The organism is Blastococcus sp. Marseille-P5729, from assembly GCF_900292035.1.
In the GTDB taxonomy this organism is placed as follows: domain Bacteria; phylum Actinomycetota; class Actinomycetes; order Mycobacteriales; family Antricoccaceae; genus Cumulibacter.
In genome coordinates this window covers 724,646-750,991 of sequence record NZ_OMPO01000002.1, presented here as the reverse complement: position 1 = coordinate 750,991, position 26,346 = coordinate 724,646, and the positions used below count along the sequence as shown (strand labels likewise).

Here is a 26,346-nt window from a genome sequence, read left to right as displayed (position 1 = left end):
CCTAACCCTCTGTTTACAAGTCGGGGCGGGTTGTCCGTTCTCGCCCGTTCTTTCTCTCTGTAGTTGGGATCGGCCGCGTTCCCTGCCGTCCTCATCCGGTGCTTTCGTGTCCCGCGCCGTTTGTGACCGATGTGTCCCCGGTCCTGGCTACCCTCTCCCCATGCAACCAGACCTACTCGCGCCATGGGGATCGAGAAGCGACATCGTCATGGCAATTGCTGCGAGCGCGAGCGTTGCCCTAGCGCTCGTCGCAATCGTGGTGGCGATCCTTGCAAACGGCCGAGCCTCCAAAGCCAACGAGATCGCGAAGAAGGCCAACGAGCACGCGGAAAAGGCCAACGAGCACGCGGAAAAGGCCAACGAGATCGCGACCGAGGCCGTCGAACAGTCGAAGCAGGTCGAGATCAGCGGAGCGTGGGACGCCGTCCTCATGGCGGCATCCCCGTTGGTCTCAGCGAACCCATGGGGCGAGCCGATCGCGCCAATGATTCGGGAGTTGCGCGGGCGTCTACAGAACCTCACCCATCGACTTGGCGCACCGGACGGCTTCAACGAGTGGTGGAGGGCAACTGCGAGATGGGGGCTGTTTCTCCTCAACGAGATGATGGAGAAACCGCAGCCGAAGACAGTGGATGAATACGGCCGGGCACATGCGGAGTTCGCCCGCTGGGCATCGGTCTTCGTGCAGAATCTCGGAGCGTTCAGGCTGGCCGGACTCCAACGCGACAAGTTGGCAGTCCTCACGGAAGATGCGAAGCAGCAGCTAGAAGCCATCGCGAGGCGCAACCCCGGCTGGACCCTCGCGGATCCCCAGGAGGGAGTCACGTATCTCTAAGGGGCGCTGTCGACTTAGTGCCGCGTCAGAGTGACGCAGGCTCCACATCCTCCGTCGTGGCAAGGTCGAACGGTTCGGGCACCGAAACGACGATCGCATTGGTTTCGAAGTTCTCTCGTAACGGCACGAAGGCGTCGAGAGCAGCCTGGTTGGCCACCCACCCGTCCGGGAGTTGACGAACAAGACCAAGCTGCTGTAGCGCGGACAGGTCGCGGCTTACGGTCTTGGGCGTGACGCTCCCGTAGTGAAACGCGAGTTCCGTCTCTAGAGTCGGCACTTCGTCCTTGGGGGTGGGTGTGTCGGGATGCAGCGCGAGGGCCAGCCGGCTGCGCCGCTTCTTCGGCTTGCCTTCGCTCTCGTTCTGCATGACTTCGTGCACGTACGACATCCAGGCGATATGTCGCTGCTGAGCCTGCACGACCGAAATCTGATCGCGAAGTTCGTCCACGTATCCCTCGATTGAGTAAAGGATGAACTGTGAGACTTCTCGTGCCTTCGAGGCACGATCGAGCTTCCGGTAGTACTTCGGTCTGGTTTCGTTGTAGAAGTTCGACAGCAACTGGCAGGATACCCAAGGCACCACGCCAGAGTGAGCAAGAATGGCTGCCTCCAGCAACCTTGCAGTTCGCCCGTTTCCGTCCCCGAAGGGATGGATCCAAGCCACGTACAGGTGCCCCAGGGCGGCAGCCATGAACGCGTTCAGGAAGCGTTCGTCGGACTTCTTTTCGTTGTCCTGCGATGCCTCGATGAGGCTATTCAGCCAGTCGCACAGCCGATCCACGAGCTCAGGGACAGAGTTCGGCCTCGGAGGTCGGTAAGAACCAACGACCACCTGTTCACGCGTGTACTCGCCTGGCACGACGTGGTCCTCAAGATCGTCTAGCCCGTCGAGGACCTGGCGATTCTGCTCCCGGATCCAATTGGGAGTGAGCCTGAATGGCTTGCCGGATGCCGCTTCGGCGCGAATCTCAGTCAGCGCTTTGGCGACGTTTAACACCTCCACCTCTTGATACTTCCGAGACTCAGGTAGTTGCTTCTTCCCAGCAAGGACGTCTGACACGTCGGCTTCTGAAAGGGTGTTGCCTTCGATGGCCGTTGTGCCTTGGATGCCGCGAGCGAAGTAGATGTGAGATAGGTGCTGGGCAAGTTTCGGCGGGAGGGGCGTACCGCTGAGGTGCTGGCACTTAGAGAACGCCTCGCCGAGTTTCAGGTTGAAACGCTCAGGCTCGTAAGGAGCGGTAAACGTAATGAACGGATGAGTGGTATTCCAATCCGACTTGACCATCCTGCAAGGATGGATTATCGGCGCCATTTTGTCCACAAGAGTGTCCACAGTGTTGTCTCGCGGCGTGGGGTCGGAGAGCGCCCCGGCGCAGATATCGCGCGAGAGGGACTTCCGGCCCCGGGGGCGCGCCGCCGATGAAGTTGACGCCGCGCGGTCGGGTGCGGGTGGCTCGGCGTAAGGCGAGAGCCAGAGGGGCGGCGGGGGTGCCGCCTGGCTAGGCCGGGGACCTTGTCAGGCGGGATAGTGATCGACTCGCGCCGACCTCGGGTTGCTCCAGCAGGTCGGCGGTGAGCATGCCGGCTGCGGTGACAAAGACTTGTGCTCAGGATAGCGACGGCCCCTCCCTATCCGAACTAGGGAGGGGCCGTTTCTATGCCCTGACCTGGGGGTCTAGGCGTGAGCCGGCCAGGGGACTCGAACCCCTAACCCTCTGTTTACAAGACAGATGCGCTGCCAATTGCGCCAGGCCGGCCTGCGCCGTACCGCGTACAGCGCAGCGCCCATCGTACCGTCTGCCGGGTGCGGCGAGGCCCGGGTCGGAGGGATGAGGACTGCCCCAGCACTGCGCGCCAAGTGGACAGGGGCAGAATGTGGCGGGGCCGAGAACTGGCCGAAGGGTGGACGTCGCGGCACCGGGCGAGCCGTAGCCTGGTGAGATGCAGGGGAAGGTGCGGATGGCAGCCACTCAAGGCTCGCCCATCTCGCGCGGCTTCCTGGTCTCGGCCGTCCTTGTCATCGGTCTACTGATTGCTCTGCCGGTCGCGGAGACCGTCGTCGCGAACCACCCGGCGCTGGCCATGGTCTTGACGCTCGCCGTCCTCGAGATCTTGGTCGGGATCGTCGGCGCGGTGCTGCTGCACCGCCGCGGCGAGCTCGTCTATCGACCGGCATCCCAGCTGCGGTGGGCATCCGCGCTCTGGCTGATCGCCCTGTGTCTTCCGTGGGCGGCGCTGATCGTGGTGAGCCGGCAGGCTGCGTATCTCGGCTTCGTCTTGTACTTCCTGGCTCTGTGGTTGCTGCCGTCGTCGATCGGCCCCGCCGCCACCTTCGGGCTCGCCTTGCTGACCGGGTTCGGCCTGAGCGTGCACCACGGCTGGTCATCCGGCGCGTTCGTTGGACCGGTATCGACCGCGGCGGTGCTGATCGCAGGGATGGCCGGCCTGCGCGCGATCATCACCGAGCTGTCGGCCCGTGGCGAGCTGATCGCCGCGCTCGAGGCCGCGCAGACGAGGCTGGCCGAGTCGGAGCGGGAAGCCGGCCGCCACGCCGAACGCACCCGCCTTGGCCGAGAGCTGCACGACACGGTTGCCCAGCACTTGTCGAGCATCCAGCTGCTGCTGCACGCGGCTGAGCGCGCGCCCGAGGATGAGGTGCGAGCCACCCACCTTCAGGAGGCGCGCGACGCGGCGTCCACCGCCCTCGCCGACACCCGCGCGTTTATCAAGGACCTCACGCCCGCACCGCTGGCCGGCCGGTCGCTGACCACCGCCATCGAGCGGGTCGCGACCGAGGCCGCCGCGAGAACCGCCATGCAGGTCACCATGCGAGTCGACGGCGCGGCCCGCAATCTCCCCACCGCCACCGAGGCGACCGTGCTGCGGATCGCCCAGGAAGCGCTCACGAACGTCGAGAAGCACGCCCAGGCGAGCGCGGTCGACGTCCGGCTCGAGTACGAGGACCATCAGGTCAGTCTTGAAGTGAGCGATGACGGCCGCGGATTCGACAGCGAGCAGGTCATCAACGGGTCGCCGGCCGACTCGAACTCCTTCGGCATCAGCGGCATGCGTGCCCGAGCCGCCGAGCTCGGCGGGTATGTCGCAGTCGTCGGTGAACCTGGCGAGGGAACGCTCGTCAGCGCCCAGATCCCCACCACACCAGCACAACCCGGAGAAGCCACATGATCCGCGTGCTCATCGCAGACGACCACCCGATCGTGCGGACTGGCCTCCGCGCGGTGTTCGAGGGCGAGCCGTCGATCGAGATCGTCGGCGAGGTGGGCCGCGCCGAGGACGCCGTCGCCCGAGTGGACGCCCAGGCAGACGGCATCGACGTCGTCACCATGGACCTTCGTTTTGGCGCCGGGATGTCCGGCGCCGAGGCCACCCGCGCCGTACGCCGCCGCGAGGACGCGCCCGCGGTGCTGGTGCTGACCAACTACGACAACGACGTCGACATCCTGGAGGCGATCGAGGCCGGGGCGAGCGGCTACCTGCTCAAGGATGCGCCACCCGCGGATCTGATCAGCGCCGTGCAGGACGCCGCGGCGGGGCGCACGGTACTCGCTCCGGTCGTTGCCAACCGGCTGCAAGAACGCCGCCGACGCCCCGAGGTGGCGCTGACCCCACGAGAGCATGACGTGCTCGCGCTGGTCGCCGAGGGCCTGACCAACGACCAGATCAGCCAACGCCTCTACCTGAGCAAGCCGACCGTCAAGAGCCACCTCGCCCACATCTACGGCAAGCTCGACGTCTCCAGCCGCACCGCCGCGCTAGCCCGCGCCCGCGACCTCGGCCTGCTCCGCTGACGGCATGAGCCGGTGCCTACCGGCTCTGTCGCTCCTGCAGGCGGGCCATGCCGCGCAGCCACCGGTCGTGGTCCGAACCCTTGCGGCGCATGTACTCGCGGACCTCCTCGTGCGGCAGGACCAGGAACACCTCGTCGCGCACCGCCTGCAGCACGGTCTTCGCGACGTCCGAGGGCTCCAGAACACCACCGGCACTCTGCACCACGCGCGCTCCGAGCGAGTCGGCCTCGTCGGTCGACTCCAGGCCGGTGTTCAGCATGTCGGTGTTGACACCCATCGGGCACAGGCAGCTGACCTTGATGCCGTCCTTGGCGTACGTGATCGCCAGCCACTCCGAGAACGCGACCGCGGCCGACTTCGTCGTCGAGTACGCCGCCGCGCCGATCTGGCTGAGCAGGCCCGCAGCGGACGCTGTGGAGATGAAGTAGCCCGAGCCCCGCTCGACCCATGCCGGTACCAGCATCCGCGCGGCGCGCACGTGCGCGAGCACGTTGACGTCGATGATCTGGTCCCAGTCGTCGTCTGAGTCGCCAATTCCGTGCGGGCCGATGATGCCGGCATTGGCGAAGTACATCTCGATCTCGCCGAGCTCGCTCTCGGTGCGCTCGATGATCCCGCGGATGACGTCGTTGCTGCTGACATCCCCGGCCATGCCGATCACCGAGCCGGCGTACTTCTCGGCCAGCTTCGCGACCGCGGCGTCCACCCGCTTCTGGTCGAGATCGACGACCGTGACCTTCGCGCCTTCGGCGAGCAGCTCGTGCGCGAGCGCCTCTCCGATCCCGCCGGCGGCCCCGGTGACGACTGCGACCTTGCCCTGAATATCCACCTGATCGATTCCCTTCGCGATGTGATCGTTAGCGAGCACGGAGCGGCCGCGCTGACGTGATCGTCGCACAGGGTTATCGGTCGGTGACCCTCCCGTGAACACCTGCGCAACGGTGCGCTCACCTGGTTCCCGTGAGTGTGTGGACGGCGTTAACGTCGTCGGAGCCACGACGACAGCGTCGTCCGCCCCCCAGCACCGGTGGGTTCTCCGCTACCAGCCAATGAGGTCCTCGATGCCGACGTCCCTCCGCACCGCCGTCCGCAACTTCATCCTCGTCATCGCGACCGCGCTCGCAGCCACGCTGATGACGCAGCTGCCAGCCGCCGCGGTGAGCGACGGGGTGATCATCAACGAGCTCTACGCTCGCGGCGGCAGTGCTAACCAGCCGTACACGAACAAGTTCGTGGAGCTGCACAACCCCACCGGCACGGCCATCGACCTCAACGGCATGTCGATCCAGTACCGCTCGGCGACCGGCACCGGGAACGCCAGCGGCGTCGTTGCGCTCACCGGCACCATCGAGCCCGGCGGCTACTACGTGATCCAGCTCGGCAGCAACGGCACCACAGGCGCGCCCCTGCCGGAGCCCGACCAGACCAGCGGAGTGAACCCCTCAGGCACCACCGGAACCGTCTTCCTCGCGAGCACCACCACGGCGATCAACCCCGCCACGCAGCCCGAGCTCGTCGTCGACAAGCTCGGCTACGGCGGTTCGAACTCGCCGGAAGGAACGGCCGCGACCTACACAGGAAGCAACTCCACACCCGGCTCGCTCGGCCGCACCACCGCTGTCGACACCGATGACAACGCGACCGACTTCACCTTCCTGGAGACCCCGACCCCGGGCGCAGCCAACACCGGCACCACCCCCGATCCCGACCCGGATCCAGAGCCCGAGCCGGACCCGACCGTGGTGTCGATCGCCGAGATCCAGGGCGCCGGCGCGGAGACCCCGATGAACGGGCAGCGCGTCACCACCATCGGCGTGGTGACCGCCAGCTACCCGACCGGCGGGTTCAACGGCTTCTATCTGCAGACTCCCGGCTCGGGCGGCGTCGAGGACAGCACCCCCGGTGCCTCCGACGGCATCTTCGTCTACCTCGGCAGCGGCGCCGAGCCGGCGACGGTCGGCGCCTGCCTGACCGTGACCGGCACGGCGGGCGAGTACTACGGGCTCACCCAGCTCAGCTCGCCGACGATCGCGCCCGCGAGCGACTGCGCGCCGGCGAAGGCGGTCGAGCTCGAGACCCTGCCTGCGACGGACGCCGAGAAGGAGCAGTACGAGGGCATGCTGGTCCACCCGATCGGCAGCTACACGATCACGAACAACTACCAGCTCAGCCAGTACGGGCAGATCGGCTTGGCGTACGGCGACCAGCCGCTCTACCAAGCCACCGACGTGGTCGCTCCCGGGCCCGAGGCCGCGGCGTACGAGGCGGCGAACCTGGCGAAGTACATCACGCTGGACGACGGATCCAGCTGGAACTACCTCACCAACCAGACCGCGCAGTCGACCCCGCTGCCGTACCTGAGCCAGGAGACGCCGATGCGCACCGGCTCGCAGGTCACCTTCGTCTCGCCGGTGATCCTCGACTACCGCTTCCAGTGGAACTACCAGCCGGTCGGGCAGGTCGTCGGCAGCGACGACGTCGACATCCCGATCACCAGCGAGAACGACCGTGAGGCGACCGTGCCGTCCGTCGGCGGCGACCTGCAGATGGCCGCCTTCAACGTGCTGAACTACTTCACCGACCTCGGCCAGGACGAGGCAGGCTGCCGTTCCTACGACGACCGCGAGGGCAACCCGGTGGGCGCGCGCGACTGCCAGGTCCGCGGCGCCTACACCCCGGAGGCCTTCGCCGACCAGCAGGCGAAGATCGTCAACGCGATCAACAGCTCCGGCGCCGAGATCGTCGCCCTCATGGAGGTCGAGAACTCCGCGGGTATCACCTACCTCCCCGGCCAGGACCGCGACAAGGCGCTCGCCGAGCTGGTCGCCGCGCTCAACGCCGCCGGCGGCAACTGGGCCTACGCCCCCTCGCCCGTCGTCCTGCCGCCGAACGAGGATGTCATCCGCACCGCCTTCATCTACAACCCCGACGTCGTCTCGCTCGACGGCCCGTCGGAGATCCTGCTCGACGGTGCCTTCGCGAACGCCCGCTACCCGCTGGCCCAGAAGTTCACCGTGAACGACAGCACGACGTCCTTCGTCGCGATCGCGAACCACTTCAAGTCCAAGGGCTCCGGCGAGGACGACGGCACGGGCCAGGGTCTGGCCAACCCCTCTCGCGAGGCGCAGGCCACCGCGCTGACGACCTGGGCGAACACGGCGTACGCCGACGAGGCGGTCTTCCTGCTCGGCGACTTCAACGCCTACAGCAAGGAGACCCCGGTCCAGATCATCGAAGGCGCCGGCTACACGGGCGTCGAGAAGCTCTTCGAGCCCACGTCCGCCACCTACCAGTTCAGCGGCCGGCTCGGCTCGCTCGACCACATCTTCGCCAACGCCAAGGCGCTCGAGCTGGTCACCGGCGCCGCGGTGTGGGACATCAACGGTGACGAATCGGTCGCGATGCAGTACTCGCGCCGCAACTACAACATCACCGACTTCTACACGACCTCGCCGTTCGCCTCCTCGGATCACGATCCGGCCATCGCGGGAATCCGCGCCACGCCGGAGCCGGATCCCGCGGACCCGGGCGATGGCGATCCGGGCGACGACGATCAGCAGCCCGGGGTCAGCCAGCCCGGCAGCAACCAGGCAGGCACGGATCAGCCCGGCGGGAGCCACCCGCCGGCCGGCGGACCGAAGCCCGGCGGCGGCAAGAAGCCGGGCGCCCCGGCACTCGCCGCGACCGGCGTGGACGCCGCGCCGATGGGGCTGCTGTCCGCTCTGCTGATCACCGCGGGCGCCGCGGCCGTCGCTGCCGGACGTCGCCGGGCGAGCTGACCGGCTACTTCAGGACGACGGCGTTCGCGGTGGATCCGATGCCCTTCGGCGCCATCATCGGGGTGCTGACCAGCATGCCCTCGTAGACTCCGGTCTCGCGGCAGTCCTCGACGAGGTCCGAGAGGTGCCACAGCTCGCCGAGGGCCATGCCGAAGCTGCCGATGAGCATCTGGTGCAGGAAGCCGAAGGGCGCGGTGCCGTCCTCGAAGGTCGCCGGCCAGGCCTCGACGGAGTAGTTGTCGGACACGATCGCCGTGCAGTGGATGTCCCACAGGTACCGGGCCATCTCCTCGGTGGCCTCGATGCCGGGTGAGGCGAGGTCGTGCGGCAGGCCCTCGCGGATGTCGCGGCCGGTCCCGGCGTACCACTGCTCGAAGCCGGTGTAGAGAACGACGAGGTCCCCGGGGCGATGCTCGATGCCGGAATGCTCGGCGGCGGCGCGTAGGTCGTCGACAGTGAGCCTGCTATCGGTGCCCGGGTCGTAGTCGCGCCCGAGCCGCTGCATGGTCGCGGGGATGTCCAAGACGACGGCACGACCGGCGATGCCGTGGCGCGCCCACCCGATGATCGTGTTCCGCTCGCCGGCCTTGACCTGCTCGAGCGTGGTGCCGTTGTAGTACAGGCCGGGCGCATAGCCCACGTGGGCGAGCGAGTCCCATTGGCTGCCGCCCTGCGGGAAGAAGTCGTCGTAGTAGTCGTCGAGCGACAGCCCTTCGCGCGCCACCAACAGGTTGTGGGTCGGGTTGCCGCGCTTGATGTTCGGGGCCGGGTCGTAGTAGGCGTGCGCGTGATCCAGCGGGAAGGACACGCCGCGGCGTACCAGCTTGGTCGCCTCGGACACGCGCTCGGGAGTCAGCAGGTTCACCAAGCCCAGGTCGTCGTCCTCGCCGAACAGGTGCCAGGCCAACCGGCCGCCGTGCGGGCCCTCGGGCAGGTCGTCATACTTCGGAAGCTCGCTCATGCGGGCAACTTACCCGCCGCGGGCGCCCGCCGGGAACCGACGATGGAATACTGCGAGGTGAAGCCTTCTTCTCCAGGTTGGGATCGACATGGACACGCAGTACTTCGCAGACCCTCATCTCGCCGAGCTTCATGCCGTCGGTGCGGCGCTCGCCAAGTCGGCATTCCACGCTGCGGACCTGTCCAAGCCCATACCTGCCGACGAGCTGCACAGCATCTTCGCCTCGCTGGCGCCTACCGGTTACCTCGGGGGCCTGGTCGCCAAGGCCGATGGGGGCTCGGAGATGTCCGGTGAGGAGTTCGGTGCCTTGCTGGAGGGCGTTGCCGAGGCCGCGCCCTACCTGTCCAACCACAACGTGCAGCGAGAGATCGCGCTGGCGGGATCGTCGTCCCTGAAGGAGAAGTGGCTCGGCCCGCTGCTCGAGGGCAAGGCCATCGGCACCATCGCGGTCACCGAGCCTTCCGGTGGCTCCGACCTCGAGCACCTGCACACGCGGGTCGAGACGAGGGACGACGGGTACGCGCTCACCGGCCAGAAGCTATGGGCCGTGCACACGATGACCGCCGATGTCGCGATCGTGCTGGCCAAAGGGCCCGAGGGTGAGCCGATACGCGTGGTGGCGGACCTGAACCACGAGTCGGTACGCCGCCAGCAGATCCCGACGTCCGGGCTGCGCTTTTTGACCTTCGGGCTGCTGCAGTTCATGAACACCCCGATCGCCGAGGACGACATCCTGCGCGACATCGACGACGACGCGATCGCGCTGATGGTCGCCACCGACCGCGCGCTCACCGCCATCCAGGCCACGTCGGTCGCACAGCGCGCCATCCACTCCGCAGTCAAGCAGCTCTCGACCAGGCGGATCCGTGGCACTGTGGTGACCGAGACCGACGTCATCCGCGCCGAGATCGGCCGTATGAGCGCTTCGGTCGAGGCCGCCCGGGTATTCGCCTACCACGCGCTGAAGTTCATCGACATGCAGCAGCCCGGCGTCGAGGCACTCGCGGCCGGTGCCAAGTCGCACGCGACGGACGTGTGCTCCAAGGTCTGCAACGAGGCCGTCGAACTGTGCGCGGCCGAAGGGCTCGTGGACGGCAGTGAGGTGATCCGGCTGCGCAACGACCTGCAGATGCTGGCCACCGGCCACGGAACCTCCCTGGTCAGCGCCCTCAAGTGGGGCGAGTACGTCATCGACCAGTCCCAGATCCGCCGGTAGACCCATGCGCCAATAGCATGGGCGCATGGACTTCCGGATCTTCACCGAGCCTCAGCAGGGTGCGACCTACGACGATCTGCTCGCGGTCGCACGCGCCACCGAGGACCTCGGCTTCGACGCCTTCTTCCGCTCCGACCACTACCTCGCGATGGGCGACACCGACGGGCGGCCCGGCCCGACCGATGCGCTGATCACCCTCGCCGCCCTCGCCCGCGAGACGTCGCGGATCCGTCTCGGCACGCTCGTGTGCTCGGCGACCTTCCGATACCCCGGCGTCCTCGCCATCAGCGCCGCGCAGATCGACCAGATGTCTGGTGGGCGGCTCGAGCTGGGCCTTGGCACGGGCTGGTACGAGGCAGAGCACCAGGCCTACGGCATCCCGTTCCCGGCGCTCGGCGAGCGCTTCGAGATCCTCGAGGAGCAGCTGGCGATCCTGACCGGTCTGTGGGGGACGCCGGAGGGCGGTCGCTTCTCGTACGACGGCGACCACTTCACGCTCACCGACTCGCCGGCGCTGCCGAGGCCTGTGCAAGACGGCGGCGTACCGCTGATCGTCGGCGGCGGCGGGCCGAAGCGGACGCCGCGACTGGCCGCGCAGTACGCCGCGGAGTTCAACCGCGTGTTCGCACCGATCGACGACATCAAGACCCAGTTCGACCGCGTCGGCGCGGCGTGCGACGCAATCGGGCGGGACCGGTCCTCGATCACCCTGTCGGCCGGGATGGTCGCCTGCGTGGGTCGCGACGAGGCGGAGATCGCCCGCCGGGCCGCGGCGATCGGGCGCGAGGTCGACGAGCTGCGCGAGAACGGCCTGGCGGGCACGCCGTCCGAGGTGATCGACAAGATCGGCCGGATCCAGGAGATCGGCGCGCAGCGGCTGTACCTGCAGATCCTGGATCTGTCGGACCTTGACCATCTGGCTCTCATCGCGTCTGATGTAGTGCAGGTAGTTAACCCTGCTAAGTAAAGTCTGCGAGGTGCTAGATGTACCCAGGCAAGTGGGCAGCGATCGACCCCGACAAGCCGGCGATCGTCCTGACCGACCCCGGTGAGCAGCTGTCCTACGGCCAGCTCGAGGAGCAGTCGGCCCGCCTCGCGACGTGGCTGCACGCGCAGGGGCTGCGCCGCGGTGACGCGGTCGCGTTGCTGGCCACTAACTCGGTCGAGCACTTCGTCGCGTACTGGGCCGCCGTCCGCTCGGGCCTCTACCTGACCGCGATCAACTTTCACCTGCTGCCGGCGGAGGTCTCGTACATCCTCAGTGACTGCAAGGCCAAGGTGCTGATCGCCTCGGCCGACCTCGCCGACCTCGCGAAGGCGGCTCTCGCGGAGGCGCCGAGGGTCGAGAAGTGCCTGGCGTACAAGGGAAGCATCGAAAGCTTCGAGGACCTGCACGACGTCATCGCGGCGACCGAGAACAACCCTCCCGAGGACGACCGTGCCGGCCGCACGATGCTCTACTCGTCCGGTACCACTGGGCGCCCCAAGGGCGTGCGACTGGCGTTGGCCGACATCTCCTACCGGGAGGACGGCGACGCCGCCCTGCGCAACGTCGCACCGATCTACGGCTTCGACGAGCACACCCGCTATCTCTCGCCCGCGCCGCTCTACCACGCTGCACCGCTGCGCTACAGCACGCAGATCCAGGTCAACGGCGGCACCGTCTACGCCATGCCGCGCTTCGACGCCGAAGAGGCGCTCGCGCTGATCGAGAAACACCGGATCACCCACAGCCAGTGGGTTCCGACGATGTTCGTGCGCATGCTCAAGCTGGATGACGACGTCCGCTCGAAGTACGACGTCTCGTCGATGGAGTGCGCCATCCACGCCGCCGCGCCCTGCCCGGTCGACGTCAAGCGCGCGATGATCGACTGGTGGGGCCCGGTGATCTGGGAGTACTACGCGGGCTCGGAGTCCAACGGCTCGGCGTTGATCAACAGCGAGCAGTGGCTGGCAAAGCCCGGCTCCGTGGGCAAGCCCGCGGTCGGGGCGGTTCACGTCTGCGACGACGCCGGCCGCGAGCTACCCGCCGGCCAGGTCGGCAAGATCTACTTCGAGCAGGTCACCACCAAGCCGTTCGAGTACTACGGGGACCCGGAGAAGACCAAGGCCTCACGGCATCCCGAGCACGACAACTGGACCGCGATCGGCGACCTCGGTTACGTCGACGAGGACGGCTTCCTGTTCCTCGCCGAGCGGCAGAGCTTCGTGATCATCTCCGGCGGCGTCAACATCTACCCGCAGGAGGTCGGGGACGCAGTGACCATGCATCCCGCCGTCCACGACGTCGCCGTCATCGGTGTGACGCATCCAGAGATGGGCGAGGAGGTCAAGGCCGTCGTCCAGCTCGCGCCCGGCGTCGAGCCGACCGATGCGACCCGCGAGGAGCTGATGGACCACCTGCGCGGCCAGCTCGCCAAGTACAAGCTCCCGCGCTCGATCGACTTCGTCGACGAGCTGCCGCGGACCCCGACCGGCAAGCTGCGCAAGCACCAGATCCGCGCCACCTACGAGTAGTCCGGGGAGTGGGTGAGGCGGTGGGCTTCGGAGGCGGGGATGCCGCACATCACCAGCAGCCGCTCGGCGAGATCGTCGCACCACTGCTCGGCGATCGAGTCCGGGTCGCGCATCCACAGGTGCAGCCCGGCCAGCAGCGATCCGATGATCGGCGCCAGCAGCAGCTCCGGGTCGACGTCCGTGAAGCGCCCCGAGCGGACGCCGGCGGCCAGCACTCGCCGGGCTCTGGGCATCAGGCCCTCGTCGCAGTCCAAGATCGACATGCCCTGCGTGGCGAGGATCTGCGCCATCTCCGGGTTCGTCAGCACCAGCCGCGCCGTGGAACGAATGGCCACCGCGACCCGCTCGGCGGGGTCCGGGTGGTCGCTCGGCGAGGTCGCGTCCAGCAGCGTGCCGTGCTCGTCCAGCACCTCGTGGACGGCGGCTGCGAACAGCTCCTGCTTTGACTCGAAGTGGTTGTAGAAGGAGCCCAGCCCGACATCAGCGGCGTCGGTGATCTCGGCGATCGAGCGCTCGGCGTAGTCGGGGGACTGCAGGAATCCGCGCGCCGCGGTGATCAGCTTCTGCCGGGTGCGCGCCCGGCGCCGCCCGCCACGCGCGGCGGCTTCGCCCGCGGACGACGCCGCCCCAGATCCCTGCGCTGTCGCGGAGACCTGCCGCGCGGCGTCCTGCGCTGACGCGGAGGCCTGCTCCGCACCGGGCCTAGGAGAAGACATCGGTCGCGTACCCCCCGCTCTCGCGCTGCTGCTCCAGCCAGGCCAGCGACTCCTCGAGCGAGCCGCCGGCGGACTCCGCGTGGATCCGGGCCAGCGTCTCGTGCACGGCGGGCGCCATCCGCTCGCCATCACCGCAGACCATGACCTTCGCGCCGTCGGCCAGCAGGCGAGCGACCGCGTCGCGCTCGGCCCACAGCCGGTGCTGCACGAACATGATCTCGCCGTCGGGGGCGAAGGTGTATGCCTTGTGCGTCGTCAGGTTCGCGTCACCGGCGAGCTCGACGTACTCCTCGGCATACAGGTCGTCCACATCGGGGTGATCGCAGCCGAAGAACAGCAGCGTCTCACCCGCTGTCTCCCCGCCCCGGGCGCGGACGGCGCGCTCGCGGATGAACCCCCGCAGCGGCGCCATGCCGCTGCCGGCGCCGATCAGGATCAGCGGGGTCTGGTTGTCCTCGGGCAGCCGGAAGTTCTCGTGCGGGCTGCTGATCGAGGCCGGCACCGAGCTGCCCGGCTGCAGCGTCTGCATGAACGACGAGCCGGTGCCGTGATAGGTCCCGAGGCCGGATCGGGCCGGTGCCTCCAGGACGGCGATCGTGAGCGCGGCGACGTCCGGCTGCTCCATCGCGCTCGAAGAGATGGAGTACTGCCGGGCACGCATCGGGCGCAGCAGGTCCAGCAGCAGCGGCAGGTCGACGCCGCACGAGGGGAACATCTCCAGCAGGTCGACCACGCCGACGTGCTTGGCGAGCACCTCGTCGGTGTACTTCGCGTCGTCCTCGATCAGCTCCTGGATCTGCTCGCGCTCGGGCGGGCACGGGCACTTCGCGGCGAGCTTCTTGAGCGTGCCGCGGGTGGCCGGCAGGGTCAGATCGACGTACTCGCCGAGCAGCTCGGCCACCCGGATCGGCCTGTCCAGCGGGAATGCGGTGTTCGAGGCGTCGCGACGCGAGCCGAGGGTCACGTGGCTCTGCGGGTCGACACCGACTGCCCGGCATGCCCGGGCGATGAGCGCGGGGTGGTTCCGCGGGAGCACCGACAGGTAGTCGCCGGTGCGGTACGACACGCCGTCCGGCAGCGCGATCTCCAGGTGCCGCTTGGAACGGCCGTGCGCATCGCGCATGTTCACCAGCTCGCGGTTGACCAGCACCGTCGCCGGCTGCATCCGCAGCTTCACGGCGATCGGGTTCAGCGAGGCCTCCTCGCTCGCCGTCACGGCGTACGCCGGACCCTCGGCGACCTGGCTGCTGGTGACCTTCAACCGCTCCTCGAGATCCGGCCAGAAGTCCCGGTACCAGCGCTCCCAGTCGCCAAAGAAGTCTGACTGGCCGTCGGCCTCGCCGCGGTCGCGCAGCCGCTCCGCGCCGGCGTCTGCCATCTTCTGGTCGATCAGCGTCGGGATCCGCTGGTAGGTCGCTGCCCAGTCGCGGCTGCCGACGCCCATGACTGCGTACTTGACGCCGTCCAGAGCACCTGGCTCGAGACCTTCGACCCACTCCACGAACTGGGCGGCATTGTCCGGGGGAGTGCCGTTGTACGACGCCGTCACGATAAGGACGGCGCCGTCGACCGGCAGGTGGTTGGTGTACTCGTCGAGCGGTGCGACGGTCGCCCGCCAGCCACGGTCGGTGGCGTCGCCGGCGACCGTGCGCGCGAATCCCTCGGCGCTGCCGGTGTTCGAGCCGTAGAGCACCAGCAGCGGGGTGCCGTCCGCGTTGCCGGACGCCGTCGCCGCCGCCGGTCCGCTGGTGGCCGTCGCGAGCGTCGAGCGGTCGATCTCCTTGCGCTGCCGCGCGGTGATCTTGAGGTCGGCCGGCTTGATCGTCAAGGTCTCCTTGAAGTCGTACTCGTACGGCCCGGTGAACTCGAAGTCGAAGCGCTGCAGCATCATCGCCAGCACGAGCGTGGCCTCCTGCAGCGCGAACGGGCGGCCGATGCATGCCCGCTCGCCGTGCCCGAAGGGCTTCCAGGCGTGCTCGGGGATCTGCTCGAGCCGGCCCGGCGCAAAGCGGTCGGGATCGAAGCGGTCCGGCTCCTGCCACACCTCGGGGTCGCGGTGCAGGTTGGGCAGGATGACCATGACGGTCTGCCCCTTCTCGATCCGGTAGCGATCCGAGAGCACGACCTCCTCCGACGGCTTCAGGCCGAACGCCGGGGCGGTCGGGTGCAGCCGCAGCGTCTCGCGCAGGATCTGGTTGAGATAGCCGAGCTCGGCGAGGTCCTCGAAGCGCGGCATCCGGTCGCCGAGCACGTCATCGACCAGCGACCGGGCCTTCGCGAGCACCTGCCGGTTGGCCAACAGCTGGTAGGTCACGAAGGACAGCAGGCCGCTGGTGGTCTCGTGTCCCGCGATGAGGAAGGTCACCAGCTGGTACTCGACGTTCTCCGCGGAGAGCTTCTGGCCGGTCAGCGGGTCGACCGCCGTGAGCATCCGCTGCAGCAGGTCGTTGGGTGCCTCGCCGGCGGGCATCTGCTTGCGGGCCGCGACGATCTCGCGGGTGATCTTCTTCATGTACCGGATGTCGGCGTCCCACCGGCGGGTCTTGTGCACCAGCAGCGGCTGGATCTGCGGCAGCCGGCGGGCCCGGTCACCGGCCTCCACCAGCGAGCGGACCATCGCACCGACGAAGGGATGCAGGTCGTCGGCGTAGAAGGAGTTGAAGCGGTAGTCGAAGGCGCACAGCGCGATGGTGTCGAGCGTCAGCCGGGTCATGTCGTTGGAGACGTCGATGACGTGATCGTCGCCGAAGCGCTCCCAGCGGGTGAACATCTGATCGGCGATGTCCACCATCTGGGGGAAGTAGTCGCGGATCGCCATCGGCCCGAATGCCGGCATGAGCAGGCGGTGCGCCTTTGCCCAGTTCGGCTCGGAGTTGTACGCCGTGAACAGCCCGTCGCCGGCGAATGCGCGAATCGGCTGCAGCACCGAGTGGATCACCTTGCGAAAACGCGGGTCGGAGCAGATCTGGTCGACGTACTCGTGACTGTTGACGACGACCATCTCGCGGCCGCCCAGCCCCACCTTGAAGATCGGGCCGTGCTCCTTGGCGAGGTTCTCCATGACCTTCACCTGGCGCTCGTCGGACAGCAGCTCGGGCAGCGCGCCGATGATCGGGCGCTGCTTCGGGCCGGGGATCTCGGCCAGGCCGGCAAGCTCGGTGGGGGTGTCGGTTGCGCTCACGCGGGGGACTCCTCGGGTCGGGATGAACGGCGCCCAGCATAACTGACGTTTGGTTCAGTTCTGAATCAAAGATCAGTTAACGGTCGGGCGATCGGGGCGCAGGTGGTGAGGAATGCCCAGACCTACGAAGGTGTTGGGAAGCAGAGACAATCCACATCCTGGAGGAACGATGAGCACGACAGAGCTGACCACCCAGAGCTTCGAGAAGACAGTCACTGACAACGAGATCGTGTTCGTCGATTTCTGGGCCAGCTGGTGCGGCCCGTGCCGGATGTTCGCGCCGGTCTACGAGAAGGTCTCCGCGCAGCACGAGGACGTCGTCTTCGGCAAGGTCGACACCGAGGCGGAGCAGGAGATCGCCGCCGCCGCACAGATCTCCTCGATCCCCACGCTGATGGCCTTCCGCGACGGCATCATGGTCTTCCGTCAGGCCGGCGCGCTCGGCGAGAAGCAGTTCGCCGAGGTCGTGGACGCCGTCAAGGGACTGGATATGGACGAGGTGCGCGCTCAGTTCGAGAAGCATCAGGCCGAGCAGGGCGGCGCGCAGTGACCGACTCGGGCCGCGCCGCACCGTCGAGGTCGGCACCCCGATCACCGACGAGATCCGCGAGTAACGCCCCGGGCTACGGGGTTACCTGACGGTAGATGTCCCCGGATGCGGCAAGAACGCCGCATCCGGGGACATTCTGATTCGTGCCGTTTGTGCTATCGCGGGATGGCCGGAGGCTACGACAGGCCGGGGCCGAGGACGCGGAAGGCGCTACGGAAGTACACCAGCGGCTTGAGGTCCTTCTCGGCGGCGAGGTGCAGCACCCGCCCGACCACGATGAGGTGGTCGCCGCCCTCGTGCACCGCCTCGATCGTGCAGTCGACGTGCGCCAGCACGTCCTCCAGCAGGGGAGCGCCTGACGGCCCCGGCGTCCAGCCGACCCCTTCGAACTTGTCGATGCCGCTGCGGGCGAACCGCAGACCGAGCGCGTCCTGGCCCTCGGCGAGGATGTTGGCGGCGAAGTGCCTGGCCTTCTCGATCCGCGGCCAGGACGTCGAGGTGCGCTGCGGACAGAACAGCACCAACGGCGGATCCATCGACAGCGACATGAACGACTGCGCGGTCAGCCCGACCGGGACGCCGTCGTCCGAGGCCGTCACGACCACCACCCCGCTCGCGTAGTTGCCCAGCACGGCGCGGAACAGCTGCGGATCTATCGGGGCCTGATCGAGACGGTCGGCGTTGTCCGAGGGTTCGCTCATGCGGCAAGTCTAGTGATCGGCGTCCCTCGGCCGGTGTGGTCGTTCGTTAGCCTGACGAGGTGGCCAAGCCGATCGAAGACCTCGTCCATCCGGAGTGGGTTCCGGTCCTGAAGCCCGTCGAGCAGGCGATCACCCGCATGGGGGAGTTCCTGCGTGCCGAGGTCGCCGCCGGCCGTCAGTACCTGCCTGCCGGCGACCGGGTGCTGCGGGCGTTCGGGCAGCCGCTGTCGGCGATCAAGGTGCTCATCGTCGGACAGGACCCCTACCCCACACCCGGGCACGCGGTCGGGCTGAGCTTCAGCGTCGAGCCCGGCGTCCGGCCCCTTCCGCGCTCGCTGCAGAACATCTACCGGGAGTACGTCGACGATCTCGGCCACGCGATGCCGGCCAACGGAGATCTCTCGCCGTGGGAGCACCACGGCGTCCTGCTGCTCAACCGGTGCCTCACCGTGCAGCCGGGCAAACCCGCCGCCCATCGCGGCAAGGGCTGGGAGGTGGTCACCGACGCTGCGATCGACGGGCTGGTCGCGCGCGGCGGGCCGCTGGTCGCGCTGCTGTGGGGCCGCGACGCGCAGTCGCTGACCCCGCGCCTCGGCGACATCCCGATCGTCGCCTCAGCGCATCCTTCTCCGATGAGCGCTGAGCGCGGCTTCTTCGGGTCCCGCCCGTTCTCTCGTGTCAACGCCCTGCTGGTGCAACAGGGTGGCGAACCGGTCGACTGGAGGCTGTAGATCATGGGCTTCGACTTCGACGTGCTGATCATCGGATCGGGGTTTGGCGGCAGCGTCAGCGCGCTACGGCTGGTGGAGAAGGGTTACCGCGTCGGCGTCCTCGAGGCCGGCAAGCGATTCGTCGAGTCACCGGAGCAGGTGCGGGACGACGACACGGCGGCGTACGCGCGGACCTCGTGGCGCGCTCGCGAGTTCCTGTGGGCGCCGCAGATCGGCTGCTACGGGATCCAGCGCATCCACACCCTTGACAACGTCATGATCCTCGCTGGTGCCGGGGTCGGTGGCGGGTCGCTGAACTACGCCAACACCCTTTACCGGCCACTGGATGCCTTCTACCGCGACCGGCAGTGGGCGCACATCACCGACTGGAAGGCCGAGCTCGCACCGTTCTACGACCAGGCCGGCCGGATGCTCGGCGCGGTCGAGTACGCGCGGATGACGCCGGCTGACGAGCGGATGAAGGAGGTCGCCGACGAGCTCGGCGTGGGCGAGAGTTTCCACAAGGCGCCCGTGGGAGTGTTTCTCGGCGCGGCCGGCCAGCGCGAGGGCGAGGAGGTCGCGGACCCCTACTTCGGCGGCGCCGGGCCGCGCCGACGTACGTGCCGGCACTGCGGGGAGTGCATGACCGGCTGCCGGCACGACGCCAAGAACACGCTGGTGAAGAACTACCTCTACCTCGCCGAGCGAGCCGGGGCGCGGGTGATCCCGATGGCCACGGTGCGCGCCGTTCGACCGATGGGCCAGGGGTACGCGCTGGACGTCGTCCGAACCGGCGCCAGGCAGCGCGGGGTCAACAAGATCACCGCCGAGCAGGTGATCGTCGCGGCAGGCACCTACGGCACGCAACGGCTGCTGCACCGGATGCGGTTGGAGGGCCTGCTCCCCGGGCTCTCGGACCGGCTCGGGCATCTCACCCGGACCAACTCGGAGGCCCTGCTGGGGGCGAGCGCCCACGACGACCGGATCGACTACTCCGAGGGCGTGGCGATCACCTCGTCGATCCACCCCAACGACCACACCCATATCGAACCTGTTCGATACGGCAGGGGAAGCAACGCGATGAGCCTGCTGCAGACCGCCCTCACCGACGGGGGAGAGGGCAGCCGGCTGCTGAAGGTCGTCCGGGAGCTCGGCCGCAACCCGCGCCTCGCGGCCCGACTGCTGCGTCCCTCGGGGTGGTCCGAGCGGACGATCATCGCGCTGGTCATGCAGAGCCTCGACAACTCGATCACGGTCCGCGGCGAACGCGACCGGCTCGGGCGCTTCCGGCTGCGCTCCGCTCAAGGCCACGGCCGGCCCAATCCCGAGTGGATCCCCGAGGGCAACCAGGCCGCCCGGGTGCTCGCGGAGAAGGTCGGGGGTGACCCGGGCGGCTCCTGGGGCGACGTCTTCGGTCGGCCGCTAACTGCGCACTTCCTCGGCGGCTGCGCGATCGGCGACTCGCCGGCGACCGGTGTCATCGATGCCTACCACCGCGTCTACGGACATCCCGGACTGCACATCGTCGACGGATCGGCGGTCTCGGCCAATCTCGGCGTCAACCCGGCGCTGACGATCACCGCCCAGGCCGAGCGCGCGCTCGCGATGTGGCCGAACGCGGGTGAGGCCGACACCCGGCCGGCGCTGGGGTCGGCCTACCGGCAGATCGCCCCGGTCGCGCCCCGCTCGCCGGTGGTGCCCGTCGATGCGCCCGGTGCGCTGCGGCTTCCGGTCGTCGACGTCCGGCGGTAACCGCCTGGCGCGATCCCCATGCACTACCCCGGCGCTGGGGCCCGGTCGGTGCTGGGCCCCGGCCGGCGGGAGTTCCTTGAACCGCCGCTAGATTCGAGGGATGTCTGAGGAGCGCAAGGGCCTGCTCGCGGGCCTCGGCGCCTGGGTCCTTTGGGGACTGTTCCCGCTGTATTGGCGATCGATGAAGCCGGCCTCGCCGCTGGAGCTACTCGCCCACCGCGTGCTGTGGTCGGTCGTCTTCGTCGCCGTCCTGCTGCTGGTGCTGCGGCGCTGGCGGCAGGTATGGAAGGTACTCGGCGATCGGCGTACGGCGTGGATCCTGGTCGCGGCCTCCCTGGCCATCGGCGCCAACTGGGGGCTGTTCATCTACGGGGTGAACGCCGACCGCACCATCGAGGTCTCCCTCGGCTACTACATCAACCCACTGGTGAGCGTGCTGATCGGCGTGCTGTTCTTCGCCGAGCGGCTGCGCCCGCTGCAGTGGGCCGCGATCGGGATCGCCTCGCTCGCGGTCGTCGTCATCACCGTCGAGGTCGGCAGCTTCCCGCTGCTCGGGCTCGCGCTGGCCTGCTCCTTCGGCCTGTACGGCGGGTTGAAGAAGCTCTCGCCGACGCCGCCCCTGGTCGGTCTGATGGTAGAGGCGCTGGTGCTGCTGCCGCCCGCGTTGGGGATGCTTGGCTATCTGGTCGTGCGCGGCGAGTCGAACTTCGGCCGACACGGGTTCACGCATGTGCTGCTGATCGTGCTGATGGGCGTGGTGACCGCCGTACCACTGGTGCTGTTCGCGATGTCGGCACAGTCGATCCCGTTGAGCACGCTCGGGCTGATGCAGTACATCACCCCGTCGATGCAGCTGATCCTCGGCGTGGCGGTCTTCCACGAGCCGATGGCGACCGCACAGTGGATCGGGTTCGCGATCGTGTGGACGGCGCTGGCGATCTTCTCGTACGACGCGCTGCGCCATGCTCGCCGGGAGCGCCGTACTCGCTCCCACGAGATCGCCGCGTCGGACGCCGCCCGATAGCGGGGTGAAACCCACCGCATCCGGGATCGAGATGGCAGGACACGCGCCGGGCGAATCGACCTATCCGCTCGTGATCGCGAAGCCGGGCGTGGCAGAATGATCCCCGAATCACACGCATGTCATTCAACGCGTGACGATCAAGACCTACCGACGGAGTGGACGTATGGACATCGCGAAGGCGCTGCAGGCCGACGACGATTCCGATGAGGTCGTCGGCGGGCTGACCCGTCGCGAGCGCGACATCCTCGGCTTCGAGCGCCAGTGGTGGAAGTACGCCGGGGCCAAGGAGCAGGCGATTCGCGAGCTGTTCGGCCTGGGCGGCACCCGCTACTACCAGGTCCTCAATGCCCTGATCGACCGTCCGGAGGCCTTCGCGTACGACGCGTTGCTGGTCAAGCGGCTGCGTCGGCAGCGGGCGACCCGGCAGCGCGCCCGCTCGGCGCGCCGCCTCGGCATCGAGCCGCAGTAGCCGCAGTAGAGTCCCCCTTGTGCTGACCCGCCCTGACGTCCGTCGTCGTCGGATCATCGGCGCGCTCGCGATCGCCGTGGGTGCGACGCTCCTGGTGCTGGCACTACTGGCGATCACCGGAGTGCTCGGCGCCGTGGACGGCGCGAAGTCCGCCTCCGACGAGGCCGTCTCTGCCGGAGCGAGCTCCTCCTCCGGCGGGTCGGAGGAGGCTGACTCGCCGCCGTCCGACGAGAAGGCCCCGCTCACGGTGCTCAACGGCAGCGACACATCGGGCCTGGCCGGCCAGGGACGCGACGCCTTCGAGGCCGAGGGGTGGACCGTCGAGGAGGTCGGGAACCTGTCGGACGCCGAGCCGCCCGCACAGTCGACCGTCTACTACCCCGCGGGCGACGACGCGGCCAAGGCCGCGGCCGAGAGCCTGGCGGATCAGTTCTCCGAGCTCACCGTCCAGCAAGCCCCCGACGGATTTCCCTACGACGGCGTCGTCGTGGTGCTGACCGGCGAATGGGAGCCCGGAGCGTAGCCGGGGCCCGGCGCCGGCCGACGCCGGGGTAACCCCTCATCACGGTGATCGGCCTTCCGATCCTCGCGATGACCGCCTTCCTCGCGCGAGGGTTCGCCCATGCCGAGCGCACCGCCGTCCCAGCCGCGATGCAGAACACCGGCCTGCCTGAGCTGCTGGGCATGGGAGACAGCTACTTCACCGACGCCGCCTGCTACCTGTTCCTCGGCATCGTGTTCGCGGCGACCCTGCACTGGGCTATCTACGCAGCGGCCTGACTGCACGCCGGTCCGGCGAGGCGGTGCTGATGCTCTCCAGCAGGGCCGCTGTAGGAGGAGCTCAATGCGGCACGTGCCAGCCGGGACGCCGGGCGCACCGCGCAGGCCAGCGAGCTGCGTCGTCTGGATATTCAGCAAGCTCGACCTGTACGCGGACGACGAGACCAACCGCCGGGTGCGCGCTGTCCTCGCCTTCCTGAAGTCTTGAGCGATCGATCGCAGGTCAGGACAGCTCGCGCTGCTCGGCGAAGTTCTCCAGCCAGGCGACCTGCTCGGGATCGAGCGAGCCCTTGATGTTCTTCATCGCCTGATCGAAGTCGGCCTTGGTCACCTTCGGCGCGTCCATGTCGCGGCGCATCGCCACGAGTGCCGCCTCACGTACCAGCGCCGCGCAGTCGGCCGACGAGTAGCCCTCGAGCTCCTGGCCGATCTCCTCGAAGTCGACCCCGCGGGTGATCGGGGTGTTCTTGGCGGTCGTCTTCAGGATTGCGGTGCGCGCCTCGGCGTCCGGCGGCGGGACGTAGATCATCTTGTCCAGCCGGCCCGGTCGCAGCATCGCGGGGTCCACCAGGTCCGGCCGGTTGGTCGCGCCGATGACGAAGACGTTGTTGAGTGCCTCGACGCCGTCCAGCTCGGTCAGCAGTGATGCGACGACGCGGTCAGTGGTGCCGCCGTCGGTGCCCTGACCGCGCGGGGGAGCCAGCGCGTCGACCTCGTCCATGAAGATCAGCGTCGGCGCGGCCTGCCGGGCTCGCCGGAACAGCTCGCGGACGGCGCGTTCGGACTCGCCGACCCACTTGTTGAGCAGCTCGGCGCCTTTCACGCTCATCACGTTGGTCTGCCCCGAGCCGGCGATCGCCTTAACGATGAAGGTCTTGCCGCAGCCGGGCGGTCCGTACAGCAGCACGCCGCGTGGCGGGCTGATGCCGAGCCGTTCGTAGGTGTCGGGGTACTGCAGTGGCCACAGCACCGCCTCGGTGAGCGCCTTCTTGGTGTCGGCCATGTCGCCGACGTCCTCCAGCGAGACCCGGGCGACCTCCAGGGTCGACTCGGCCATCGCGGTGGGGCGGACGACGTCCAGCGCGCCGACGAGGTCCTCCTGCGCGACGGTCGGCTTCTCGGACTCCTTCTGGCGCAGCGCGGCCCGCACCGACGCCTCACGGCGCAGCGCGATGAGGTCGGCGGCGACGAAGCCGGGGGTCTTGCCGGCCACGTCGTCGAGGTTCACGTCGTCGGCCAGCGGCACCGGCCGCAGCAACGACTCGAGGATCTGTTTGCGCATCGCCCGGTCCGGCAGCGGAAGGGACAGCTGGTGATCCAGCAGGCCGGGGCGGGTCAGCTCGGTCGAGACCTCCTCGGGGCGGGCGGTGGTGCACACCACCGCGACCTGGCCCTCGTCGACGGTCCTGGCGAGCAGGTCGATGAAGATCCGGGAGATCGGGTCGGGGTCCTCACGCGGGGCGAGCGCCTCGACGTCCTGGATCAGCAGCACGGACGGCGACTGGCCGGCCGCCTGGCTCACCGCCGAGCGCAGCGTGTCGGCCGCGGTGGCCGCCTCGATTGCCGCGATCGTGGGCGCCGACAGCTCGACGACACCCGCCCCGACGTGGGCGGCGACCGCCCGGACCAGCGTCGCCTTGCCGACGCCGGGTGGCCCGCTGACCAGCACTCCGAGCTGCGGCTTGCTGCCGAGGCTGGCCAGCACGTCGCGGTGGTGGAAGCCCAGATCGAACCATTCGGTGAGCGAGTCGGCCTGCGCTTTGACCCCCGGCAGCTCCTTCACGGTGGGGATGGCGTGCGCGGAGACATCCTTCGCGGGCTCGGCGTTCTGCGTCTCGAGCGCCTCGGCGGCCGGCCGGGCATCGCTGCGCTGCCCGGGCCTGGTCGCCGTGGCCTGCGCCTGCCCGCCCACGGCTGAGCCGGTCGGCCCCACAGGCGCGGTAGGAGCGGTGGATGCGGAAACGCCGGCGGCGGGCTCGGTGCGGGCGCCGGCGAGCATCTGGTCGGCGGTGGTCGGCTGCCCGGGCCGGTCCGGGGTGGGGGTCACCGTGATCAGCCCGTTGGCGGCCGCTGCGGACGGCGCCTGCGCAGTGAGCTGCGAGGTGGGGGGAGTGCTGGTGCCGGCCTGCCAGCCCGGCGCGCTGGCTCCGCCCTTCCAGGAGACCGTGGTGCCCCCGGTGACCAGCACCGGGGTGGTGCTGTCGGTCTTGGTCACCTCGACGAGCGTCGTCGTCCACTGCATGCCCATCGCGGTCTTGAGCTGGCGGCGGGCTGCGGCGAGCGCGGCCGAGTCGCCCTCGTGGGCCGGACCGTCGAGCGGCAGCAGCGAGATGTCGTCGCCGGCGGTCACCATCTTGCCCAGCAGCGCGCGGCGCAGCATGTCCGGGGAGATGATCCGGGTGATGTTCTCCCCGGCGCTCAGCTCGACCGAGCGCGCCTCGACCAGCGGCAGCTTGCTGACCTTGATCGCGGTGCCGTCCTGCAGCCCGGCGTTGCCCAGCGTGAGGTCGTCGCACAGCAGGATGCCGGCCGGGACGTCGGGTCCGCCCTCGGCGACGATCGCTCCGGTGGTGCGGGTGCCCTCGAGCAGTACCGGATCCCAGGGGGCGAGGTCGAGCGCCGACATGACGTCGCGGTGCATGCGCACGATGCCGCGGCGAGCGTCGAGTACGGCGGCGGTGAGCCGGGCGGTGAGGGTGAGAGTCTGGTCGGCCACGACCATGACTTTAGGCGGAGACGAGTGCTCCGTGCAGCGCGAGCAGCACCTCGCGCAGTTCACTCGCCGTCGCGTCGTCGGCCAGACCGGCTCCGGCGAACGCCTGATGCGCCGCGCCCAGGCCGAAGGTGCGCTCCAGCGGTTGGGCCCCTGCGATGCGCAGCGCCTTGACGGCATCCTCGCGGGCCCACTGGGCGCCGCGGCTGGATCGGCTCGCGGCGAGGACGGCGACCGGCTTGCCGGCGATCGAGCCGGCACCGTACGGGCGCGATGCCCAGTCGATAGCGTTCTTGATGACGCCGGACATCGTGCCGTTGTACTCGGGCGTGACGACGACAAGCGCGTCGGCGGCGGCGACTGCGGCGCGGAATCGCGCCACGGCCTCTGGGCCGTCTGGGTTGTCGACGTCCTCGGAGTAGAAGGGGAGTGCATCGAGTTGGCCGTACACGGTCGCTGTCGCGCCCTCAGGCAGATGAGCGCCGACCGTCGCGGCGAGACGACGGTTGGTGGACTCTTCGCGCAGGCTTCCGACGAGTACGAGCACGTTCACGGGATCTCCAGTAACGATCGACAATTTGTTCAAAACTCAACCAGTATGCCCTCGGCCGACGACGCTCGCACTGTGGCGAT

The 26,346-nt window shown here is 68.7% G+C and carries 23 protein-coding genes and 1 tRNA gene; 15 read left to right on the top strand and 9 right to left on the bottom strand.

Features of this window, described 5'->3' with window-relative positions:
* Window positions 1-160 precede the first annotated feature (160 nt).
* Window positions 161-835 carry a hypothetical protein gene (locus DAA40_RS12115; protein WP_158716407.1) on the top strand — a complete coding sequence of 225 codons (675 nt, stop codon included), beginning with the start codon at window positions 161-163 and terminating at the stop codon, window positions 833-835.
* A 25-nt stretch (window positions 836-860) separates the two neighbouring features.
* On the opposite strand, the gene DAA40_RS12110 is transcribed toward DAA40_RS12115, so the two are convergent.
* Both DAA40_RS12110 and DAA40_RS12105 read right to left on the bottom strand, forming a co-directional pair.
* A complete protein-coding gene (locus DAA40_RS12110; protein ID WP_106850155.1) occupies window positions 861-2,120 on the bottom strand; it encodes a Fic family protein in 1,260 nt (419 codons plus the stop codon).
* A gap of 399 nt (window positions 2,121-2,519) precedes the next feature.
* A tRNA-Thr gene (locus tag DAA40_RS12105) sits at window positions 2,520-2,592 on the bottom strand.
* A 184-nt stretch (window positions 2,593-2,776) separates the two neighbouring features.
* Here DAA40_RS12105 and DAA40_RS12100 point away from each other — a divergent pair.
* The gene (locus DAA40_RS12100; RefSeq protein WP_106849948.1) at window positions 2,777-4,021 is read left to right on the top strand and encodes a sensor histidine kinase; all 1,245 of its coding nucleotides are present in this window, start codon (window positions 2,777-2,779) and stop codon (window positions 4,019-4,021) included.
* Window positions 4,018-4,644, top strand: coding sequence for a response regulator transcription factor (locus DAA40_RS12095; protein ID WP_106849947.1), 627 nt, complete (start codon window positions 4,018-4,020; stop codon window positions 4,642-4,644). The genes DAA40_RS12100 and DAA40_RS12095 overlap by 4 nt, the downstream gene beginning before the upstream one ends.
* 16 nt (window positions 4,645-4,660) lie before the next feature.
* On the opposite strand, the gene DAA40_RS12090 is transcribed toward DAA40_RS12095, so the two are convergent.
* Window positions 4,661-5,473, bottom strand: a complete 813-nt coding sequence (locus DAA40_RS12090; protein WP_106850154.1) for an SDR family oxidoreductase — start codon at window positions 5,471-5,473, stop codon at window positions 4,661-4,663.
* 232 nt (window positions 5,474-5,705) lie between these two features.
* Here DAA40_RS12090 and DAA40_RS12085 point away from each other — a divergent pair, with 232 nt between their 5' ends.
* Entirely contained in the window at window positions 5,706-8,423 is a 2,718-nt protein-coding gene (locus tag DAA40_RS12085; RefSeq protein WP_199849725.1) for an ExeM/NucH family extracellular endonuclease, read from the top strand.
* A gap of 4 nt (window positions 8,424-8,427) precedes the next feature.
* Here the strand turns inward: DAA40_RS12085 and DAA40_RS12080 are convergent, their stop codons facing one another.
* Complete coding sequence (locus tag DAA40_RS12080) at window positions 8,428-9,384, bottom strand: cyclase family protein (protein ID WP_106849946.1); 957 nt, start codon at window positions 9,382-9,384, stop codon at window positions 8,428-8,430.
* An 88-nt stretch (window positions 9,385-9,472) separates the two neighbouring features.
* Between DAA40_RS12080 and DAA40_RS12075 the strand changes: the two genes are divergently transcribed.
* From DAA40_RS12075 to DAA40_RS12065, 3 genes are read left to right on the top strand one after another with little or no spacing between them, the layout of a single operon-like run.
* Window positions 9,473-10,600, top strand: a complete 1,128-nt coding sequence (locus DAA40_RS12075) for an acyl-CoA dehydrogenase family protein (protein ID WP_106849945.1) — start codon at window positions 9,473-9,475, stop codon at window positions 10,598-10,600.
* 25 nt (window positions 10,601-10,625) lie between these two features.
* Window positions 10,626-11,567 carry an LLM class F420-dependent oxidoreductase gene (locus DAA40_RS12070; RefSeq protein WP_106849944.1) on the top strand — a complete coding sequence of 314 codons (942 nt, stop codon included), beginning with the start codon at window positions 10,626-10,628 and terminating at the stop codon, window positions 11,565-11,567.
* A gap of 17 nt (window positions 11,568-11,584) precedes the next feature.
* Complete coding sequence (locus DAA40_RS12065) at window positions 11,585-13,117, top strand: acyl-CoA synthetase (RefSeq protein WP_106849943.1); 1,533 nt, start codon at window positions 11,585-11,587, stop codon at window positions 13,115-13,117.
* Here the strand turns inward: DAA40_RS12065 and DAA40_RS12060 are convergent.
* Complete coding sequence (locus DAA40_RS12060; RefSeq protein WP_106849942.1) at window positions 13,108-13,833, bottom strand: TetR/AcrR family transcriptional regulator; 726 nt, start codon at window positions 13,831-13,833, stop codon at window positions 13,108-13,110. The genes DAA40_RS12065 and DAA40_RS12060 overlap by 10 nt on opposite strands.
* Window positions 13,820-17,014, bottom strand: a complete 3,195-nt coding sequence (locus tag DAA40_RS12055; protein WP_106849941.1) for a bifunctional cytochrome P450/NADPH--P450 reductase — start codon at window positions 17,012-17,014, stop codon at window positions 13,820-13,822. Before DAA40_RS12055 ends, DAA40_RS12060 begins: the two co-directional genes overlap by 14 nt.
* Before the next feature lie 169 nt (window positions 17,015-17,183).
* Between DAA40_RS12055 and trxA the strand changes: the two genes are divergently transcribed.
* A complete protein-coding gene (gene trxA, locus DAA40_RS12050; protein WP_106849940.1) occupies window positions 17,184-17,564 on the top strand; it encodes a thioredoxin in 381 nt (126 codons plus the stop codon).
* 176 nt (window positions 17,565-17,740) lie between these two features.
* On the opposite strand, the gene DAA40_RS12045 is transcribed toward trxA, so the two are convergent.
* Entirely contained in the window at window positions 17,741-18,265 is a 525-nt protein-coding gene (locus DAA40_RS12045) for a flavin reductase family protein (protein WP_106849939.1), read from the bottom strand.
* Between the two features lie 59 nt (window positions 18,266-18,324).
* Here DAA40_RS12045 and DAA40_RS12040 point away from each other — a divergent pair, with 59 nt between their 5' ends.
* The 7 genes from DAA40_RS12040 (at window position 18,325) to DAA40_RS16220 (ending at window position 23,208) form a co-directional block, all read left to right on the top strand.
* Entirely contained in the window at window positions 18,325-18,996 is a 672-nt protein-coding gene (locus tag DAA40_RS12040; protein WP_106849938.1) for a uracil-DNA glycosylase, read from the top strand.
* Window positions 18,997-18,999: 3 nt separating this feature from the next.
* Window positions 19,000-20,727 carry a GMC oxidoreductase gene (locus tag DAA40_RS12035; protein WP_106849937.1) on the top strand — a complete coding sequence of 576 codons (1,728 nt, stop codon included), beginning with the start codon at window positions 19,000-19,002 and terminating at the stop codon, window positions 20,725-20,727.
* Between the two features lie 100 nt (window positions 20,728-20,827).
* Window positions 20,828-21,751, top strand: coding sequence for an EamA family transporter RarD (rarD, locus tag DAA40_RS12030; RefSeq protein ID WP_106849936.1), 924 nt, complete (start codon window positions 20,828-20,830; stop codon window positions 21,749-21,751).
* 163 nt (window positions 21,752-21,914) lie between these two features.
* On the top strand, window positions 21,915-22,220 hold the full coding sequence (locus DAA40_RS12025) for a DUF3263 domain-containing protein (RefSeq protein WP_106849935.1): 306 nt from the start codon (window positions 21,915-21,917) through the stop codon (window positions 22,218-22,220).
* A 19-nt stretch (window positions 22,221-22,239) separates the two neighbouring features.
* The gene (locus DAA40_RS12020) at window positions 22,240-22,743 is read left to right on the top strand and encodes a LytR C-terminal domain-containing protein (protein WP_106849934.1); all 504 of its coding nucleotides are present in this window, start codon (window positions 22,240-22,242) and stop codon (window positions 22,741-22,743) included.
* Window positions 22,744-22,811: 68 nt separating this feature from the next.
* Window positions 22,812-23,000, top strand: a complete 189-nt coding sequence (locus DAA40_RS12015) for a hypothetical protein (protein WP_158716406.1) — start codon at window positions 22,812-22,814, stop codon at window positions 22,998-23,000.
* Window positions 23,001-23,064: 64 nt separating this feature from the next.
* Window positions 23,065-23,208, top strand: a complete 144-nt coding sequence (locus DAA40_RS16220; RefSeq protein ID WP_158716405.1) for a hypothetical protein — start codon at window positions 23,065-23,067, stop codon at window positions 23,206-23,208.
* 15 nt (window positions 23,209-23,223) lie between these two features.
* On the opposite strand, the gene DAA40_RS12010 is transcribed toward DAA40_RS16220, so the two are convergent.
* A complete protein-coding gene (locus tag DAA40_RS12010) occupies window positions 23,224-25,716 on the bottom strand; it encodes an AAA family ATPase (protein WP_199849724.1) in 2,493 nt (830 codons plus the stop codon).
* A 10-nt stretch (window positions 25,717-25,726) separates the two neighbouring features.
* Window positions 25,727-26,266, bottom strand: a complete 540-nt coding sequence (locus DAA40_RS12005) for an NADPH-dependent FMN reductase (protein ID WP_199849723.1) — start codon at window positions 26,264-26,266, stop codon at window positions 25,727-25,729.
* Window positions 26,267-26,346: the final 80 nt, after the last annotated feature.

Bases quoted from the DNA above. Each gene is read 5' to 3' on its own strand.
- DAA40_RS16220 (WP_158716405.1), top strand. From the start codon at position 23,065: ATGCGGCACGTGCCAGCCGGGACGCCGGGCGCACCGCGCAGGCCAGCG.
- DAA40_RS12025 (WP_106849935.1), top strand. From the start codon at position 21,915: ATGGACATCGCGAAGGCGCTGCAGGCCGACGACGATTCCGATGAGGTC.
- DAA40_RS12080 (WP_106849946.1), bottom strand. From the start codon at position 9,384: ATGAGCGAGCTTCCGAAGTATGACGACCTGCCCGAGGGCCCGCACGGC.
- DAA40_RS12110 (WP_106850155.1), bottom strand. From the start codon at position 2,120: ATGGTCAAGTCGGATTGGAATACCACTCATCCGTTCATTACGTTTACC.
- DAA40_RS12115 (WP_158716407.1), top strand. From the start codon at position 161: ATGCAACCAGACCTACTCGCGCCATGGGGATCGAGAAGCGACATCGTC.
- DAA40_RS12060 (WP_106849942.1), bottom strand. From the start codon at position 13,833: ATGTCTTCTCCTAGGCCCGGTGCGGAGCAGGCCTCCGCGTCAGCGCAG.
- DAA40_RS12095 (WP_106849947.1), top strand. From the start codon at position 4,018: ATGATCCGCGTGCTCATCGCAGACGACCACCCGATCGTGCGGACTGGC.
- DAA40_RS12075 (WP_106849945.1), top strand. From the start codon at position 9,473: ATGGACACGCAGTACTTCGCAGACCCTCATCTCGCCGAGCTTCATGCC.
- DAA40_RS12100 (WP_106849948.1), top strand. From the start codon at position 2,777: ATGCAGGGGAAGGTGCGGATGGCAGCCACTCAAGGCTCGCCCATCTCG.
- rarD (WP_106849936.1), top strand. From the start codon at position 20,828: ATGTCTGAGGAGCGCAAGGGCCTGCTCGCGGGCCTCGGCGCCTGGGTC.
- trxA (WP_106849940.1), top strand. From the start codon at position 17,184: ATGAGCACGACAGAGCTGACCACCCAGAGCTTCGAGAAGACAGTCACT.
- DAA40_RS12070 (WP_106849944.1), top strand. From the start codon at position 10,626: ATGGACTTCCGGATCTTCACCGAGCCTCAGCAGGGTGCGACCTACGAC.
- DAA40_RS12045 (WP_106849939.1), bottom strand. From the start codon at position 18,265: ATGAGCGAACCCTCGGACAACGCCGACCGTCTCGATCAGGCCCCGATA.
- DAA40_RS12085 (WP_199849725.1), top strand. From the start codon at position 5,706: ATGCCGACGTCCCTCCGCACCGCCGTCCGCAACTTCATCCTCGTCATC.
- DAA40_RS12035 (WP_106849937.1), top strand. From the start codon at position 19,000: ATGGGCTTCGACTTCGACGTGCTGATCATCGGATCGGGGTTTGGCGGC.
- DAA40_RS12065 (WP_106849943.1), top strand. From the start codon at position 11,585: ATGTACCCAGGCAAGTGGGCAGCGATCGACCCCGACAAGCCGGCGATC.
- DAA40_RS12015 (WP_158716406.1), top strand. From the start codon at position 22,812: ATGACCGCCTTCCTCGCGCGAGGGTTCGCCCATGCCGAGCGCACCGCC.